At 35.3% G+C, this 16,317-nt stretch carries 14 protein-coding genes; 2 read left to right on the plus strand and 12 right to left on the minus strand.

What is annotated here, in order from left to right; genetic code table 11:
- Window positions 1-41: 41 nt before the first annotated feature.
- Genes DKG77_RS13050 through DKG77_RS13060 form a run of 3 tightly spaced genes read right to left on the minus strand, consistent with a single transcriptional unit; the run spans window position 42 to window position 3,892 of the window.
- The gene (locus DKG77_RS13050) at window positions 42-803 is read right to left on the minus strand and encodes a polysaccharide biosynthesis/export family protein (protein WP_109663596.1); all 762 of its coding nucleotides are present in this window, start codon (window positions 801-803) and stop codon (window positions 42-44) included.
- Between the two features lie 13 nt (window positions 804-816).
- Window positions 817-2,763, minus strand: coding sequence for a polysaccharide biosynthesis protein (locus DKG77_RS13055; RefSeq protein ID WP_109663598.1), 1,947 nt, complete (start codon window positions 2,761-2,763; stop codon window positions 817-819).
- Complete coding sequence (locus tag DKG77_RS13060) at window positions 2,756-3,892, minus strand: DegT/DnrJ/EryC1/StrS family aminotransferase (protein ID WP_109663599.1); 1,137 nt, start codon at window positions 3,890-3,892, stop codon at window positions 2,756-2,758. Before DKG77_RS13060 ends, DKG77_RS13055 begins: the two co-directional genes overlap by 8 nt.
- A gap of 373 nt (window positions 3,893-4,265) precedes the next feature.
- On the opposite strand from DKG77_RS13060, the gene DKG77_RS13065 reads away from it, so the two are divergent.
- Together DKG77_RS13065 and DKG77_RS13070 are read left to right on the plus strand one after the other, a co-directional pair.
- Window positions 4,266-5,294, plus strand: coding sequence for an NAD-dependent epimerase/dehydratase family protein (locus DKG77_RS13065; RefSeq protein WP_109663601.1), 1,029 nt, complete (start codon window positions 4,266-4,268; stop codon window positions 5,292-5,294).
- A gap of 295 nt (window positions 5,295-5,589) precedes the next feature.
- Window positions 5,590-6,918, plus strand: coding sequence for a UDP-glucose dehydrogenase family protein (locus DKG77_RS13070; RefSeq protein WP_109663603.1), 1,329 nt, complete (start codon window positions 5,590-5,592; stop codon window positions 6,916-6,918).
- A gap of 50 nt (window positions 6,919-6,968) precedes the next feature.
- Here DKG77_RS13070 and DKG77_RS13075 read toward each other — a convergent pair whose 3' ends face one another.
- From DKG77_RS13075 to DKG77_RS13115, 9 genes are read right to left on the minus strand one after another with little or no spacing between them, the layout of a single operon-like run.
- On the minus strand, window positions 6,969-8,171 hold the full coding sequence (locus tag DKG77_RS13075) for a glycosyltransferase family 4 protein (RefSeq protein ID WP_109663605.1): 1,203 nt from the start codon (window positions 8,169-8,171) through the stop codon (window positions 6,969-6,971).
- Between the two features lie 5 nt (window positions 8,172-8,176).
- Window positions 8,177-9,310, minus strand: coding sequence for a non-hydrolyzing UDP-N-acetylglucosamine 2-epimerase (gene wecB, locus DKG77_RS13080; protein WP_109663607.1), 1,134 nt, complete (start codon window positions 9,308-9,310; stop codon window positions 8,177-8,179).
- A gap of 21 nt (window positions 9,311-9,331) precedes the next feature.
- Window positions 9,332-10,474, minus strand: a complete 1,143-nt coding sequence (locus tag DKG77_RS13085) for a polysaccharide biosynthesis C-terminal domain-containing protein (protein WP_109663809.1) — start codon at window positions 10,472-10,474, stop codon at window positions 9,332-9,334.
- Between the two features lie 5 nt (window positions 10,475-10,479).
- A complete protein-coding gene (locus DKG77_RS13090; RefSeq protein ID WP_109663609.1) occupies window positions 10,480-10,908 on the minus strand; it encodes a dTDP-6-deoxy-3,4-keto-hexulose isomerase in 429 nt (142 codons plus the stop codon).
- Window positions 10,908-11,912 (minus strand): polysaccharide biosynthesis protein, encoded by a 1,005-nt coding sequence (locus tag DKG77_RS13095; RefSeq protein WP_109663611.1) that lies wholly within the window; start codon window positions 11,910-11,912, stop codon window positions 10,908-10,910. Before DKG77_RS13095 ends, DKG77_RS13090 begins: the two co-directional genes overlap by 1 nt.
- A gap of 17 nt (window positions 11,913-11,929) precedes the next feature.
- Window positions 11,930-12,988 (minus strand): glycosyltransferase family protein, encoded by a 1,059-nt coding sequence (locus DKG77_RS13100; protein WP_109663613.1) that lies wholly within the window; start codon window positions 12,986-12,988, stop codon window positions 11,930-11,932.
- An 18-nt stretch (window positions 12,989-13,006) separates the two neighbouring features.
- Entirely contained in the window at window positions 13,007-14,224 is a 1,218-nt protein-coding gene (gene wecC, locus DKG77_RS13105; RefSeq protein WP_243414929.1) for a UDP-N-acetyl-D-mannosamine dehydrogenase, read from the minus strand.
- A 4-nt stretch (window positions 14,225-14,228) separates the two neighbouring features.
- On the minus strand, window positions 14,229-15,344 hold the full coding sequence (gene wecB, locus DKG77_RS13110) for a non-hydrolyzing UDP-N-acetylglucosamine 2-epimerase (protein WP_109663810.1): 1,116 nt from the start codon (window positions 15,342-15,344) through the stop codon (window positions 14,229-14,231).
- A 6-nt stretch (window positions 15,345-15,350) separates the two neighbouring features.
- Entirely contained in the window at window positions 15,351-16,229 is an 879-nt protein-coding gene (locus DKG77_RS13115) for a glycosyltransferase family 2 protein (RefSeq protein ID WP_109663617.1), read from the minus strand.
- Window positions 16,230-16,317 lie beyond the last annotated feature (88 nt).

Consider the following 16,317-nt stretch of genomic DNA (forward strand, 5'->3'; position numbering starts at 1 on the left):
CTAATAAAATTTTAGGGGATAATACAAAAAATAAAAATCAACTACCTTGTCAATAAAACAACCGTTGAAGTTACAAGAACGGAAATTATTGAAACCGCAATAGACGCTCTCTGGTCCAAATTTGATGCAGTTTTACCCGACTGATTGGGCTCTACATATATAACATCATTCTGTGTTAGATAATAAACTGGTGACTTTAGAGCATCCTTTTTGTTTAAATCAACACGATTGTAAACTTTAGTTCCGTTAAAATCTCTTATTACCATGATATTATCACGTCTACCTTTAATATTGATATCCCCAGCCAAACCTAAAGCTTCTAAAATTGAGATTTGCTCACCATTTACTTGATAGGTTCCCGGTCTATTAACCGAACCTAAAACGGTAACGGTAAAATTTCTGATTCTAATATTAATTATGGGGTCCTTCAGATAATCTGAAAGCTTATCCCTAAGCAATTCTCTTGTTTCGCTTGGAGAAAGGCCTACAATTTTAATCTTTCCAACTACGGGGAAATCGATTTCTCCATTCTTATCCACCAAATAATTAACCTGTTCAGCACGAATACCACCTTCTTCTGCCCCCCTAAAAAGGTTAAACGGGGCACTTGCCTCTGGATCCAACGTGGAAATATGAATACTGACTAAATCGTCTACCTTAAATTTGGTAGTAAAAGAATTATCATCAACAAGGGTCTCAAACTGGTTTGCATCTTGAAAATAAACCACTTCTTTTTTTGACCCACATGAAGCAATGATCAGTGCCATTAACAATAAATACACCAATTTAAATTTTGAGTTCATAAAACGTACGTGTTTAGCTATTGAGTTGTGGAATTTTTGATTTCAAATCCTCTGTAGGGTTAGATTTTTTTGTATCGGTGTCCAATTTACAAAAATCAGAGTTGTTGGAGATGTATTCTGGAACAATACTTTTCATTAGCTGAACAACATTTCCTTTAAAAAACAAGTTTGATATGCAAAGCTCATCAATCATGGTTCTTGTTTTTATATAGTCAATGTCCCTTACTTTACTAATCATTATTTTATCATGATAGGTAGGAAGCGTGTTTTCACCATTAGCCAATAGTTCTTCATATAGTTTCTCTCCTGGTCTAAGTCCTGTTATTTTAATATCAATATCATCTGGGAAATGAAGACCAGAGAGTCTAATCATGTTTTTGGCCAAATCTAAAATCTTAACAGACTCACCCATATCAAATATAAATATTTCTCCACCCTTACCCATTGCACCAGCTTCCAAAACTAGCTGAGAAGCTTCTGGAATAGTCATGAAATATCTTGTAATATCTTTGTGTGTTACCGTTAAAGGGCCTCCTTTTTCTATTTGTTTTCTAAACAAAGGAATTACCGATCCGTTGGATCCAAGTACATTCCCAAATCGAGTGGTAACAAACTTTGTTTTTTCATCTTGCTGTCTACAACCTATGTACATTTCTGCAATTCGTTTGGTCGCACCCATAACATTGGTAGGGTTTACAGCCTTATCTGTAGAAACAAAAACAAATTTTTCAACATTGAAATCGACCGCAAGGTCAACTATGGTTTTCGTGCCAGCAACATTAATTTTAACGGCCTCATATGGGTTACGTTCCATAAGAGGAACATGTTTATATGCAGCTGCATGAAAAATTCTGTCAGGTTTATGTTCTTCGAACAGAGCTCTCATTTTGTTTTTATCCCTGATATCACTAACAACTGGAATAAAGTTATGGAATCCTACTTGTTTTAATTCTTGCTGAAGATCATATAGTGCAGACTCAGCCTGATCAATAATAATAAGAGATTGATAACTGTATTTACAAATTTGACGAACCAGTTCACTACCTATGGATCCCGCTCCTCCGGTGACCATAATAACTTTATCTTCAAAGTCCTTTACAACTTTACTGTTCTTTATTTTAATTGGCGGCCTATCTAAAAGATCTTCTATCTGTACTCTCTTTATCTGAGAAACTTTTAGCTCCCCATTTATCCAATCTTCAACAGGGGGGACAATTTTTACTTTAACTGGTAAATCTACAATCTCATTAACCAAGGTCCTAAGTTGCCTTGGACGAATATTCTGGATTGAAAAAACAACTTCTGAGATGCTATGGAACCTTACAAATTCTTTAGTAAGTATAGATTTGTCATACACTTTGACACCATTAATCTGTTTTCCAACCTTTTGAAGGTTGTTATCCACAAATCCCACAACTTTGACCTTCATTTTTGAATGATTGGTAAGTGTATTGTATGTGATTATACCAGATTCCCCAGCACCATAGACTATAAGGTTTTTTGTTGGAGTTTCATTATTCTTGATCAAGCTCTCAAAACAAATCTTAAAAACATACCTAGCAGCCGTGAGTGCCAAAAAAGTAAGTAAACTATTAATAATGATTATAGAAAGGGGGATTGTAAAGCTGTCAACAATACCGAAATATCTATTTGTTAAAACAATACCTATTGTTCCTATACTAGCCAAACAAATGGCATTGAAAATGGCATAAACATCTTTTATTCCAGTGTGCCGTACAACACCTTTGTAGCTTCCAGAAATTAAAAATGAGGTAAGGAACAATAAAATCACTATCGGCAGCTGTGCCCAAAGCCGTTGAACATCAAAATTAAAGCTAAGATTGAATCTAATGAAATAGGCCAGCATAAATGAAACCCCTACAATACACAGATCGATAAGGAGCACGGTCCACTTGGAGGCATAATGCTTATTGTTATCAAAAATGTATTTTTTAATCATCGAAATTTGCTTTTATTATCGTACAAATTCTTTCTAAATCTTCTTGTTCCAAATTCGAACCACTTGGTAGGCACAACCCTCTTTCAAAAAGGTCTTCACTTACTCCATTGGTGTAATTTGTTGCCTCTTTAAATATGGGTTGTAAATGCATTGGTTTCCAAAGTGGTCTTGATTCTATATTTTCATTATCAAGTGCAATTCTAATTCTTTCTCGAGTTTCAAAAGAAGAGGTTAAAACACAGGTAAGCCACCTATTAGACAAACTTCCTTTTGGGTCTTCAAGAAAACTTAATCCAGAAATTGAGGATAAATTTTCTTTATAAAACAAAAAGTTGTTCCTTCTTGCGCTGACTCTTTCCTCTAGAACTTCCATCTGCCCTCTACCAATACCAGCAAGAACGTTGCTCATACGATAATTATATCCAATATGTGAATGTTGATAGTGCGGGGCATTATCTCTTGCTTGTGTTGCCAAATAAACCGCTCTATCAATAATTTGTTTGTCTTTACTTAGTAAAGCTCCTCCTCCAGAAGTAGTTATGATCTTATTCCCGTTAAACGACAAAATTCCAATATCTCCAAAGCTACCGCATCTAACACCATCGTATACACTACCCAAAGCTTCTGCACTATCCTCAATCACGGGAATGTCATACTTTCTGGATATCGCTTTAATCTCATCCACCTTGTACGGCATTCCATATAAATGAACAGCAATAATTGCCTTGGGTTTTTTACCAAAATTCCTTCTATCTACTATTGCTTTTTCCAATAATTCAGGTGAAATATTCCAGGTTTCCCGTTCGCTATCTATAAATACGGGCTCTGCTCCCAAATAAGTAATTGGGTTTGCTGACGCAGCAAAAGTGAAACTCTGACATAATACCTCATCTCCCAAACCTATCCCTAGAAGTTCTAGAGCAAGGTGAATTGCTCCAGTCCCTGAGCTTAAACAAGCGGCATGAACATTATTTCCAACATAACCTTCTATACTTCTTTCAAAACCGGTGACATTTGGTCCTAGAGGTGCTATCCAATTACTATCAAACGCTTGTTTAACATATAATTGTTCTGTTGACCCCATATGTGGGGAAGAAAGCCAAATCTTTTCTTGTACTCCAGTCTCCATAGGTTAATTTGAGGAATTTTTGATAAAACTAATTCTTAACGAATGATTATCAATCAATTTAAATTGACAATTCGATATAAGTTGGAAATACTCGTTCAAGAGCTAAAAGAACAAAATAATACTGGTTCAAGTTTACACGCTTTTCTAGTCTTGAATTTAAAATGAAATAGGTAAAACATTGGTATTTTTACTTAATCACCCACTATTTAATGATAAATAATGTCCTTTCCTTTAATATCCAAGAATGTACAGAGTTTGAATTAAAAATATCCGCTTTGCTTAACTTGTGTCCAGTGATTTTTTTGGATATTACATAGCATAAGATTCAAAAACTTAATTTTACTGTTTTTATATTTTAACTGTAATAAACTATATGAAAATACTTGTAACAGGAGCTGCCGGATTTATTGGGTTTCATCTTTCAGAAAGGCTTGTGAAAATGGGGCATCAGGTTGTAGGGTTGGATAACGTAAACGACTACTATAGTACTTCTCTTAAATACAATAGATTGAAGGAGTTGGGTGTTTTAGAGGAAAAAGCCAAAAGGATCAACGAAATTGTTACTAGTGATAAATACGGTGATGCATTAAAGTTTATACGAATTTCTTTGGAAGAAAAAACCATGCTTTCAGGTTTATTTAGCTCCCAAAAATTTGATGTTGTATGTAATCTTGCTGCTCAAGCAGGAGTTCGCCATAGTCTTGAAAATCCGGCAGCCTACATTGATAGTAATATTGTTGGCTTTTCAAATCTATTGGAGTGCATTCGAAACCATGATATCAAACATTTGGTGTATGCTAGTAGTTCCAGTGTTTATGGTCTCAATAGAGAGGTCCCTTTTAAGATTTCGCATTCGGTAGATCGTCCAATCAGTCTTTATGCAGCCACAAAAAAAAGTAATGAATTAATGGCCCATACATACAGTCATTTATTTGGTTTTAGAACTACCGGTCTTCGTTTTTTTACCGTTTATGGCCCTTGGGGTCGTCCAGATATGGCAATGTTTCTATTTACAAAAGGAATTCTCAATAATACTCCAATAGAAGTATTTAATAATGGTGATCTAGAAAGAGACTTCACTTACATAGATGATATAATTAATGGCATAATACCTATTATTGAAGACAACTATACAGCTTCCTACAACCCAAAAAAACTTTATAATTTGTACAACATCGGTAACAGTAAATCTGTAAAGCTATTAGATTTTATTGAAGCTATAGAAGATACTTTACACTTAAAGGCAACAAAAGTTATGAAGCCTATGCAACCTGGAGATGTAAAAGCGACTTGGGCAGATGTTAGCGATTTGGAAAGAGATTATAACTATCGTTCCAATACCTCAATTGATAGTGGAGTTAAACAATTTGTTAAATGGTATAAAGCATACTATAGCATATGAATATAGCAAACCTAGTAGTTTGATAAAATCAGTTGTACCAATCATAAGCTTTTTTGTTTAAAACTTAGCACATAAATTGAGTTAATAGAACATACATTTTATCAGTGAAATTACATTTCATCTGTTTTATTAAAAAGTTTGTCTAGAACCATCTGTTGATTAATTACTTTATTGCATATTTTTGGCGAAAAAATAGAGTAGTTGTAAACTAAAAATCTTTAATAGCGTCAATATTAAATACAAGTTTTGATAGTCTTTTAAAGCTAAGAATTAATAGGTTTAAGAAGTCGAACATATGAAAATAACAATTGTTGGTACAGGGTACGTAGGTTTGGTTACAGGAACATGTTTTGCCGAAATGGGAAATAATGTTACCTGCGTGGATATTGATGAACAAAAGATTGAAAATTTGAAAAGAGGCATTGTGCCAATATATGAACCAGGGCTTGAAGCCATGGTAAAACGCAATGTTGCAAATAAGACCTTACATTTTCATACCAAATTAAAAGATTGTTTAGATAAATGTAATATGGCATTTATCGCCGTTGGGACCCCTATGGGTGAAGATGGTTCAGCCGATTTGCAATATGTACTTCAAGTGGCCACTGAAATTGGAAAACATATGACCACTCCGCTGATTGTGGTAGACAAATCTACAGTACCGGTTGGGACTGCCGATAAAGTAAAGGCGGCGATTGATAAAGAGTTGAAAAAGAGAGGGCAAGAAATAGAATTTCATGTGGTATCTAATCCTGAATTTTTAAAAGAAGGAGATGCGATTAGTGATTTTATGAAACCTGATCGTGTTGTTGTTGGTACTGAAGACAAACAAACAGCAGAGGCTATGCGTAGGTTATACGCACCGTTTTTTAGAAGTAGTATGGATCGAATGTTGGTAATGGATGTGCGCTCTGCGGAAATGACCAAATATGTTGCGAATGCTATGTTGGCTACCAAAATATCTTTCATGAATGAGGTGTCAAACATATGCGAACTGGTAGGGGCCGATGTTAACAAAGTCCGTGTTGGAATAGGTTCTGACAGTCGTATTGGTTATAGTTTTATATATCCTGGAAGTGGGTATGGAGGTTCTTGTTTTCCAAAAGATGTAAAGGCACTTAAGAAAACTGCTGAACAGGAAGGTTATGATGCACAATTATTAAATGCAGTTGAAGATGTTAATGATAGGCAAAAATTTGTAATTGCAAACAAAGTAATCGCTCATTATGGAGAGGATTTGTCAAACAAGACCTTTGCAATTTGGGGGTTGTCTTTTAAACCTGGAACTGATGACATGCGAGAAGCTCCATCCATATACATAATTAAAAAACTGGCTTCAATGGGAGCTAAAATAAAAGCCTATGACCCAAAGGCCATTCATGAGGCCCAATCACACTATTTAAAGGATGTTGAAGGCATTTCATATACAAACACCAAATATGAAGCTTTACAAGGTGCTGATGCTATGTTGCTGTTAACCGAATGGAAAGAGTTTCGTTCACCTGATTTTATCGAAATACAAAATTCGTTACAAGCACCTGTTATTTTTGATGGTCGTAATCAGTTTGATGGTTCACGACTTCAGGAACTAGGGTTTACATATTACCAAATAGGGAAAAAATAGTTAGTAATTACAACGAGTTTATAAGATAATTGTTAACTGTCATGTGCTGGTTAGCAATTATCTATTTCCTTGATTATTGTTTGATAAGCAATTTCTGGCGTCAAGTTTGTCTTCATATGGTTATATCCATTTTCACCCATTTTTATTCCCTCCTCCTTATTGTTGTAAAACCAAAGTAAATTTTTCTTTAAATCCTCCACTTTACCTGCTTCAGACCAAAGCCCAGAATTCGTTTCTTCCAACATTTGACCAAAATCTGTATTTAAATCCAATGATGCCAGTACTGGTTTTTTAAGCCCAAAGTAAGTAAGGACTTTTGATGGATAGTTAGGTATTGTAAACTCATCACTTAAAGAAATAAGGCCAATATCCGCAGCGGCCAATATTCGTATATATTCTTTTTTTGGAAGAGATTCCATTAACTTAAAGTTTTTCAGGTCAAATTTAGAAACCAACTTTCTAATATTTTCTTTCTCGGTACCTTTTCCCAATATAAGAAAATAGATGTCATTGTATTCTTTGCAACTATTAGCAAGATTAACAATGTTTTCCATTTTTTGTGGCCTTCCTAAATTTCCGCCAAAAATTGCTACAAACTTATCGGTGAAACCAAACTTCTCCCTTATTGTTTTAATCTCATCTTCAGTTACAGGAGCGGGAAGCTTTTCCCAATTTGGTAGTAGATGTAATTTTTTGTTTTCTACACTTGGGTTATGTTTTTTTACGTAAAGGGTGTTAGCTTTTGACATACACCCTATTGCATCTGATATATTGTATAGTTTGAGCTCTTGTCTTCTAAAATATCTATGAAAAAAACCTTCTTTTTTCATCATTTTGAGATCCACTGCATTTTGAGGAAAAATATCTCGCAAAACAAGATATACCTTTCCCGAACTTTTTTTCTTTAACCACGAAGCAACAGTGACAAGAGTTATTGGAGGAGTAGGCAAAATGATCAAATCATATTCCAAAGTATCACAGTGATTCTTTATTGCCTTCTTGTACTGAAATGGTAAAAGAAGATTTGCAATCCCCTTTCGTATTGCACCAACCCTAAACAAAGGTAACGTTGACACTCTCAAAACTTTTACATTTCCTTCTTTTTTAAAACCGTATCCATTACTTTTTGAAGCCGGAGCCACAACCAAGACATCATGACCTTGTTTAGAAAACTCTTGCATCAAATCTGTATACAAATGCGTAGAATTTTTGATGTTCGGGTATCCAAGAGCTAAAAAAATAACTTTCTTCATAAGATTTATTTAGACCAAACAACACGGTTTATGTAGTCAACATAAGAAATAATAATCCGAACCACTTTTTCACTCACATTTGGCATAGAATAATCACTAACTTCACGGAAATTTCGTTCAGGATTTCTCTTTTGTGTCTCAAGCGCTTTAAGTCCTTGCAATATTCTTTCAGGATTTAAACCTACCATCATAACAGATGCTTCTTCCATAGCTTCAGGCCGTTCATGTGCCTCACGAATGTTCAAGGCTCTAAAATTTAAAATGGAGGATTCCTCAGAAATTGTTCCACTATCCGATAATACGGCAAAGGAGTTTAACTGAAGTGCATTGTAATCAGAAAAACCAAGAGGTTTTAAAAATTGAATATTTTTATGTGTCTCTGCCTTTTTAGAGTCGAGCATTTTGCGAGTTCTTGGATGGGTTGAAACTATTACAGGATAGTTGTAAGTCTCCGCAATACGATTAAGTGATTCTATTAATCCATTAAAATTCTTGGAGTTACTTATGTTCTCTTCTCTATGAGAAGAAATTACAAAGTATTTGCCCTTTTCCAAACCCAAGTCCTTCAAAACACTTGATGCCTCAATTTTTTCCTTAAATTGGTGAAGCACCTCATACATAGGGCTACCTGTTTTAATAACTCTATCTGGAGGCAATCCTTCTCTAAGAAGATATTCTCTTGCAATATCACTATAAGTAAGGTTTATGTCCGATACATGGTCCACAATCTTCCTATTGGTCTCTTCTGGGACTCTTTGGTCAAAACACCTGTTGCCAGCCTCCATATGAAACACAGGAATCTTACGTTTTTTTGCCGGAATGGCACAAAGACAAGAATTGGTATCTCCTAGTACAAGAAAAGCATCAGGAGCTATTTTTTCAAGTAATGGGTCAATTTTTATTAAAATATTGCCTACAGTTTCCGTGGCATTTTTGCCAGCCGCATTTAAGAAATGGTCAGGTTTACGAATGCCAAAGTCATCAAAAAATATTTCATTTAGTTCATAATCATAGTTCTGTCCAGTATGAACCAAAGTATGCTCTATGGCATCGTTGGCATCTAATGCATTCAAAACACATGCAAGACGTATTATTTCTGGTCTTGTACCAACAACGGTTAAAACTTTAAGTTTTTTCAATGGTCTCTTTTTTATCGTTTTTTATTCTACGTTTTCAAAATAAGTATCGGCATCTTCTGGATCATAAGGCTCATTTATCCAAAATAGTGTTACAAGTTCCTCATCACCTGTATTGGTAATGTTATGCGTATACCATATTGGCATATCAACATATGCCGGTTCATCACCATTCAAATCATAGTTAATGACGCGATCTGTACCTATCTTTCTTAGCTGTATCCTTGCTTTACCCTTAATAACTGCAAAACGCTCCGCTTTTCTGGTATGGAAATGGTTGCCGCGAGTTATGCCCGGCACTGTTGTGGAAAACGAGAATTGTCCGGAGGTTTCGGTTCTGGCAATCTCTACAAAGCTACCTCTGGGATCTGTATGTTTAGTGTATTTAACGGGATAGTGAGACTCTGGGATATAGCATCTGAAGGTATTGAACAGTGATTTTTCAAAATGGTCCTCCATATTTGGAAAAACACCATTTTTCATATAATCAGATTTAAAGTGGTTAAGTAATTCCAATATTCTTGAGACTTTTACATGATGATTGGGTTCAATCTTTACTTCAAAACTATTTTCATCAAGTTTTGTAACTGCCTGTTCCCCAAAAGCTGTATTGATGAAAATTTTAACCAAATCATTAATGTAGATCAGCCCCACTTCACCATCATTAATAATAGTGGGTTTTTCACCATGGGCCACTTTATGACAGAACGTGGATACAACGGAATTATAGTCTGGTTTGCCAAAAGGTCCAAAAACATTGGGTATGGTCAATGATGTAAATCTGCCGCCACATTTTTTGCTCCAAGTTATAAACCGTTCTTTACCCTCTTTTTTAGAATTGCCGTAAAGATTGTCTTTTATTTCTTGTGATGATGATGAAAAAATAATATGTGGTGTCGAACCCACTTCCTCACAAGCAGCAATTAGATGTTCAACCAGTTTTATATTGGTATTGTAAATAACATTGGGATCTTCATGCCTGTTCATTGCAGCCAAATGCACAATAGTGTCACATTCTGAAACAAATTGACCCAATTGCTCTGGACTTTCAAAAAAAGAACGTTCAAATGGAACTAGTTCAACATCTTCACGTAGCAACAAAGTTGTATACAAATGGCTTCCAACAAAACCTGCCTGACCTGTTATTCCTATTTTATGCTTTTCCATTGTTTTTACCATTCAGCTTGCCATTTTTCCAAAGGATATCTAAAATCATCTTTTTTTGATTCGTTTATTCCAAAATTTGAAAAGACTTGTAGTCTTGAATTTTCCAAAGTTGCCATAATTCCTGTAGCAAAACCATTAGGTATAGCTAAAATTTCAGGGGTTTGGGAGCTAAGTACAATTCGTGTAGGAATTAAATCATCCGAAGGATTACTAAAATTATCAATTTCTATAATATTAATAATGAAAGAGCCAGATAGACAGTGAAACCATTTTTTTTCATGCTTATGCCCTTGCCAAGCTCTTATAATTTGTTGATTTTTTGGTACAATTTCGTAAAAGCGAATAATTTCAGACATGTCGAAGAGATTGATAAAGCGTAATTTTCCCCTTTCATCCTCAAATACTTCACCTTTTATTAAAAAATCATTAATCATTAAAGATTTTCTTTGATAAAATCAAGCCCTAAAAGTGTCTTTTGCAAGTCTTCTCCATTCAAATGTTTTGTATTATGCGAATGGTAATCTTCAATTTTACTGATATCTTGCTCTCCTTCTGAGAAATATCTGCTATAGTTCAAATCTCTATTATCCGCTGGAATTCTATAAAAATCGCCCATATCTTCGGCTTTTTGCATTTCTTCTCTTGTACAGAGGGTTTCATACAATTTTTCCCCGTGTCGGGTTCCAATTACTTTTATAACATTTTTAGACTTAAAAATTTCCTTTACAGCTTCTGCCAAATCGCCAATGGTGCTGGCGGGTGCCTTATTTACAAAAAGATCACCTTGATTCCCATGTTCAAAGGCAAACAATACCAAATCTACCGCATCTTCCAAAGACATTAAAAACCTTGTCATATTGGGATCAGTAACCGTTAACGGATTTCCCTCTTTAATTTGATCTACGAATAAAGGAATGACCGAGCCTCTAGAGGCCATAACGTTGCCATACCTGGTAAGACAAACCGTAGTTGAATCCTCCGGGATGTTTCGTGAAGCAGCAACGGCAACTTTTTCCATCAAAGCTTTGCTAATTCCCATAGCATTGATGGGGTATGCTGCCTTATCTGTACTTAGACAAATAATTTTATCCACTTTATTTGCTACTGCGGCATCAATGGTATTTTGAGTGCCAAAAACATTTGTTTTCGCAGCTTCTATAGGAAAAAATTCGCATGATGGGACTTGTTTTAATGCTGCCGCATGGAAAACATAGTCAACACCATGCATTGCATGATGTATACTATTGTAATCCCTTACATCTCCGATATAAAATTTTATTTTAGGATTTTTTAAACGGTTACGCATATCATCCTGCTTTTTTTCATCTCGGCTAAAAATACGGATCTCACCAATATCAGTTTGTAGGAACCGATCTAAAACCGCATTCCCAAATGACCCCGTTCCTCCTGTGATTAATAGTGTTTTTCCTTTGAACATTCTATATATTTTTATTCCTAAGTTATAAACTGACCCTTGTTTAATTTTTTGATATTTTCATGACTTTCAACCAATTCAGATACTGAAATAGAATTCAAAAACTTTGATATGGACTCAAAATCGGTGTCTATGGTCCAACCCATATTTGCATTTAAAACCCTCTCCCCAACATAAGTCCGTGTAGCGCAAACAATAGGAACATTAAAAAAACCAGATTCATAAAATTTATTGGGCATTGCTACTCTTTCATTTTCAAGTAAATTGTTGTAAACCACAAAGTTTAAGTTATTCTCTCTATAAATTTTTTCAAGGTCATCTGGATTTTTAAACGATCCATGGTAAAAAATATTGGAGTTTGACTCTGTAGCTTGGTTGATTTTCTCAATTAATCTGCCATGGGTAGCTCCATAAAAATTTAAAACCAAGTTGGAGTTCTCACTTACAATTGTCAGCAGATTTTCTATAATTCTTGGGTACCTAAAAGCCCCTACATAAGCTATTCTAACTTTATCATTTTTAATCTGCTCGATTGGAAGAACTCTATCATAGGTCTCAAGTTTGTTTTCAGCCACGATTACCCGATCTTCCTTGACCGATTTGCTGTAATATCCACTATAAAAGCTTTTAGTTGTAAACACAACTTTTCGGGATTTTCCCGCCAAAAGTCTATCTGTAAAACTTAGCACCTTTCTTTTGAGGTTACCATCATACAACCAAACAATATCACTGATTTCATAATCCACTTGTGCATTAAAAAGAAAAAAACTGAAAATTCTTAAATCCAACCCAAAAACATACACGCTTTTCTTTCTTAATCCATGTCTTTTATAAAGTTTTACTAACAACTTTAAATATGTAAAAATCCGTTTAAGGTACTTTCCATTTTCCAATTGCCCTGCAATTGAAATGTTAACGTTTTTGTTTTTACCTAAGACCTCATGGTTATCTACTGAATGAACGTTTCTGGTAAAACCATAAACATGAATATCCTTGTATTCTTTGGCCTTTTGGTTTATTCGCTTTACTATCCTAGGCTGTTCTAATGATTGAGCTAGAACAATCAAAGTATTTTTCATTCGTAAGAAGTTTGTAGCTTACTTTATTTCTAATACCCCACAAAAATCGATTACTCTTTTTGTAGTGTCTCTTGGTAGTTCTTTAAACTCATTGTGCGCAACTAAATAGACAACTATATCCGCTTTATCAAATGCAATTTTATAATCTGTGATTTTGAAAACATTGTGGGTGTCAATGTTTGGTTCTACAATAAAATACTCCTCGTTATTAGCATTTTGCAATACTTTTTGAACGATATATTTAGCAGGAGACTCGCGTAAATCGTCAATATTGGGCTTAAATGCCAGCCCCATCAAAGCTACCCTGGGTTTGTAACCATGTTCCAATTCAAACTTTAATTTTTCATTTTGTACTTTTTCTGCACACCAAAACGACTTATAATTGTTAATTTCCCTTGCCGTACCGATAATCTTTGATTCCATTGGGTAATCAGACACAATAAAATAAGGATCCACCGCAATACAATGCCCTCCTACCCCACAACCAGGTTGCAGAATGTTAACTCGGGGATGTTTATTGGCCAACTGTATTAGCTCCCATACATTGATATCCGCTTTATCACAAATCAACGACAGTTCATTTGCAAAAGCAATTTGCACATCCCGTGAGGAGTTTTCAATCAACTTGCACATTTCAGCAGTACGTGCATTCGTGGAATGTAAACTTCCCTTCACATATTTTGAGTAAAAATCGATTGCCCTTTCAGTAGAGTCCTTATCTATACCCCCAATAACTCGGTCATTATGTACCAACTCATACATCACATTTCCAGGAAGTACCCTCTCTGGACAATAGGCCATAAAAATCTTGCCCTTAAGTTCTGGGCGAGCGCTAAAAATGAAATCTTTCATTTTCTCAGTTGTACCAATAGGAGAAGTAGATTCTATGATATATAAATCTCCTTCCTTTAAAAGTGGTAAAATAGCTTTGGTCGCGGCTTCAACATAAGAGATGTCTGGCTCATTTTTTTCTTTAAATGGGGTGGGTACCACAATTAGATAAACATCACCTTCTTTAGGCTCAAGGCTTGCATTTAAAAAACCCTCTTCCACTGCTTTCGCCACAGCTTTATCCAAGTCAGGTTCTACAATATGCACTTCCCCTCGGTTAATGGTTTCTACAACGCTTGGATTAACATCAACGCCATTAACTTTGGTTTTATTCCCTGCAATTAATGCAGCAGTGGGTAAGCCAATATAGCCTAGACCCATCATCGTTACTTTTTTTTGTGACACTCTATTATCTGTTTTTCATGAATTCTACTATCCGTTCGCAAGCATTACCATCCCCGTAAGGATTATGCAGCTTGCTCATGGTTTTATACTTTTCTGGACTGGTAAGCAGGGCAATTGTTTCAGAAACTATTTTTTCCTTATCCGTACCAACGAGTATAACTGTTCCTGCTTCAACAGCTTCAGGTCTTTCAGTTGTATCTCGCATCACCAAGACCGGTTTACCTAAACTAGGAGCTTCTTCTTGCACTCCGCCACTATCTGTAATCACAACATGACTCTTATTCATCAACCAAACGAACTCTGGGTATGCTAACGGGTCTATCAATTTAATATTCTCCATCTCGCCCAATAATTCATACACCGGTTTTTGCACCTTTGGATTGAGGTGAACTGGATAGACAATTTCAACATCATTGAATTTTTTCGCGATTTCTTTTAAGGCCTGACAAATATTGATAAAACCTTGTCCGTGGTTTTCCCGTCTATGTCCTGTTACAAGAATTATTTTTTTATCAGCTGAAATTATTTCTTTTAGCTTGTCCAATTCAGTAGAGTTGAGAGTTTTAACTCGACCTACACTTTCATGCAAAGCATCAATAACCGTATTACCTGTAATGATTATGGTTTCTTCTACAACTCCTTCTTTTTTTAGATTATTATTTGATGTCTCGGTTGGAGCAAAATGATAGTCAGCAACATGCCCGGTAATTCTTCTGTTAATTTCTTCAGGGAAAGGAGCCCATTTATCAAACGTACGCAAGCCAGCTTCTACATGACACACCCTTGCCCCTGAGTAAAAGGAAGCTATACTAGTTGCCATAGTTGTGGTAGTATCACCATGTACATAAACAAAATCAGGTTTAAAGGATTCTAGGACTGGCTGCAAACTGGTAATTATGGAAGCCGTTAAACCATATAGGTTCTGCCCAGGTTTCATCAAATCAAGATCATAGTCGGGAGTGATTTCGAAAAACTCCAAGACTTGATCCAACATTTCCCGGTGTTGGGCAGTAACACAAACCTTAGTTTCAAATTGTTTGGACTTATTAAAAGCCTTGACAAGTGGGGCCATTTTAATAGCTTCCGGTCTTGTTCCAAAAACAATTAGGTTTTTTTTCAACATATATTAATTCTTTCTGTTTTTATATAATAAATGATAGTAAATTTTTGGAAAAAACACTTTAAAGTAACCTGTCATAATAAATAACGGGAACCTAATAGGGAAATGTTTTTTCATATGATGGGATTGAGATACAAAATCAAAGCCAACGGGGTTATACAACATTTTGAATCTTTCCTTGAGTGATAATTTAAAAAACTTCAAGTATGGATCGTTATGATCATTGATACACTCCCCAACTACACCAGGCATAATAAGAGATGGAATCCCTTTTTTTGTAGCTCTTAAAGTATAATCGTAATCTGCCATGCCATGAACGTATCCATCTGAGAGTATCCCCATGTCATCTACAACATTCTTACATACCCACATGATGTTTGCATTACCTAAATGGCAAGGTGTAGGGCTTTCCTTTGGTTGTACTCTTTTCATTTTTGCTAAAAATCGATTTATGAATACTGAACCCCCATATGTAATTTTTTTTGTTTCAGAATCTACAGTGGTACCAATATATACGCCTCCCATTTCGTAATTGAGCATACAAAACTCATGTGTCTTTTTTATAGAATCGAATAAATGCGGGTAGATATTGGTGTCGTCATTGATTAACAGGTATGCATCATAATCGCCTTTTACCGCCTCTTTCCAAGAATTTCGCATTCCACCAGCCCAATATAGAAATCCAGTGCCTTTTAATATGTGTACATCTGGAAAATTTGTTGCCACAGCTTGAGAGGTTCCATCTGTAGAACCATCGTCGGTAAGATAAATTGACATTTGCCAATTTTCATTTGATTTTTTAAATGCTTCCTTTAAAGCTGTTAAAGCTGCAATCGTTTTATCTTTTCGATTGAAACATGTAAGTAGAACGGCAAGTCTTTGCATAAATGGGTTAATGGTCAGCAGTTGTGAAATTCAAGCTATTAACGCTGCAAAAGTACAGTAAAGTATTGAAGCTTTAATATATTTTAGA

The sequence above is a fragment of the Flagellimonas aquimarina genome, from assembly GCF_003149745.1.
GTDB classification, from domain to species: domain Bacteria; phylum Bacteroidota; class Bacteroidia; order Flavobacteriales; family Flavobacteriaceae; genus Flagellimonas; species Flagellimonas aquimarina.

Bases quoted from the DNA above. Each gene is read 5' to 3' on its own strand.
- DKG77_RS13050 (WP_109663596.1), bottom strand. From the start codon at position 803: ATGAACTCAAAATTTAAATTGGTGTATTTATTGTTAATGGCACTGATC.
- DKG77_RS13055 (WP_109663598.1), bottom strand. From the start codon at position 2,763: ATGATTAAAAAATACATTTTTGATAACAATAAGCATTATGCCTCCAAG.
- DKG77_RS13060 (WP_109663599.1), bottom strand. From the start codon at position 3,892: ATGGAGACTGGAGTACAAGAAAAGATTTGGCTTTCTTCCCCACATATG.
- DKG77_RS13065 (WP_109663601.1), top strand. From the start codon at position 4,266: ATGAAAATACTTGTAACAGGAGCTGCCGGATTTATTGGGTTTCATCTT.
- DKG77_RS13070 (WP_109663603.1), top strand. From the start codon at position 5,590: ATGAAAATAACAATTGTTGGTACAGGGTACGTAGGTTTGGTTACAGGA.
- DKG77_RS13075 (WP_109663605.1), bottom strand. From the start codon at position 8,171: ATGAAGAAAGTTATTTTTTTAGCTCTTGGATACCCGAACATCAAAAAT.
- DKG77_RS13085 (WP_109663809.1), bottom strand. From the start codon at position 10,474: ATGGAAAAGCATAAAATAGGAATAACAGGTCAGGCAGGTTTTGTTGGA.
- DKG77_RS13090 (WP_109663609.1), bottom strand. From the start codon at position 10,908: ATGATTAATGATTTTTTAATAAAAGGTGAAGTATTTGAGGATGAAAGG.
- DKG77_RS13095 (WP_109663611.1), bottom strand. From the start codon at position 11,912: ATGTTCAAAGGAAAAACACTATTAATCACAGGAGGAACGGGGTCATTT.
- DKG77_RS13100 (WP_109663613.1), bottom strand. From the start codon at position 12,988: ATGAAAAATACTTTGATTGTTCTAGCTCAATCATTAGAACAGCCTAGG.
- DKG77_RS13115 (WP_109663617.1), bottom strand. From the start codon at position 16,229: ATGCAAAGACTTGCCGTTCTACTTACATGTTTCAATCGAAAAGATAAA.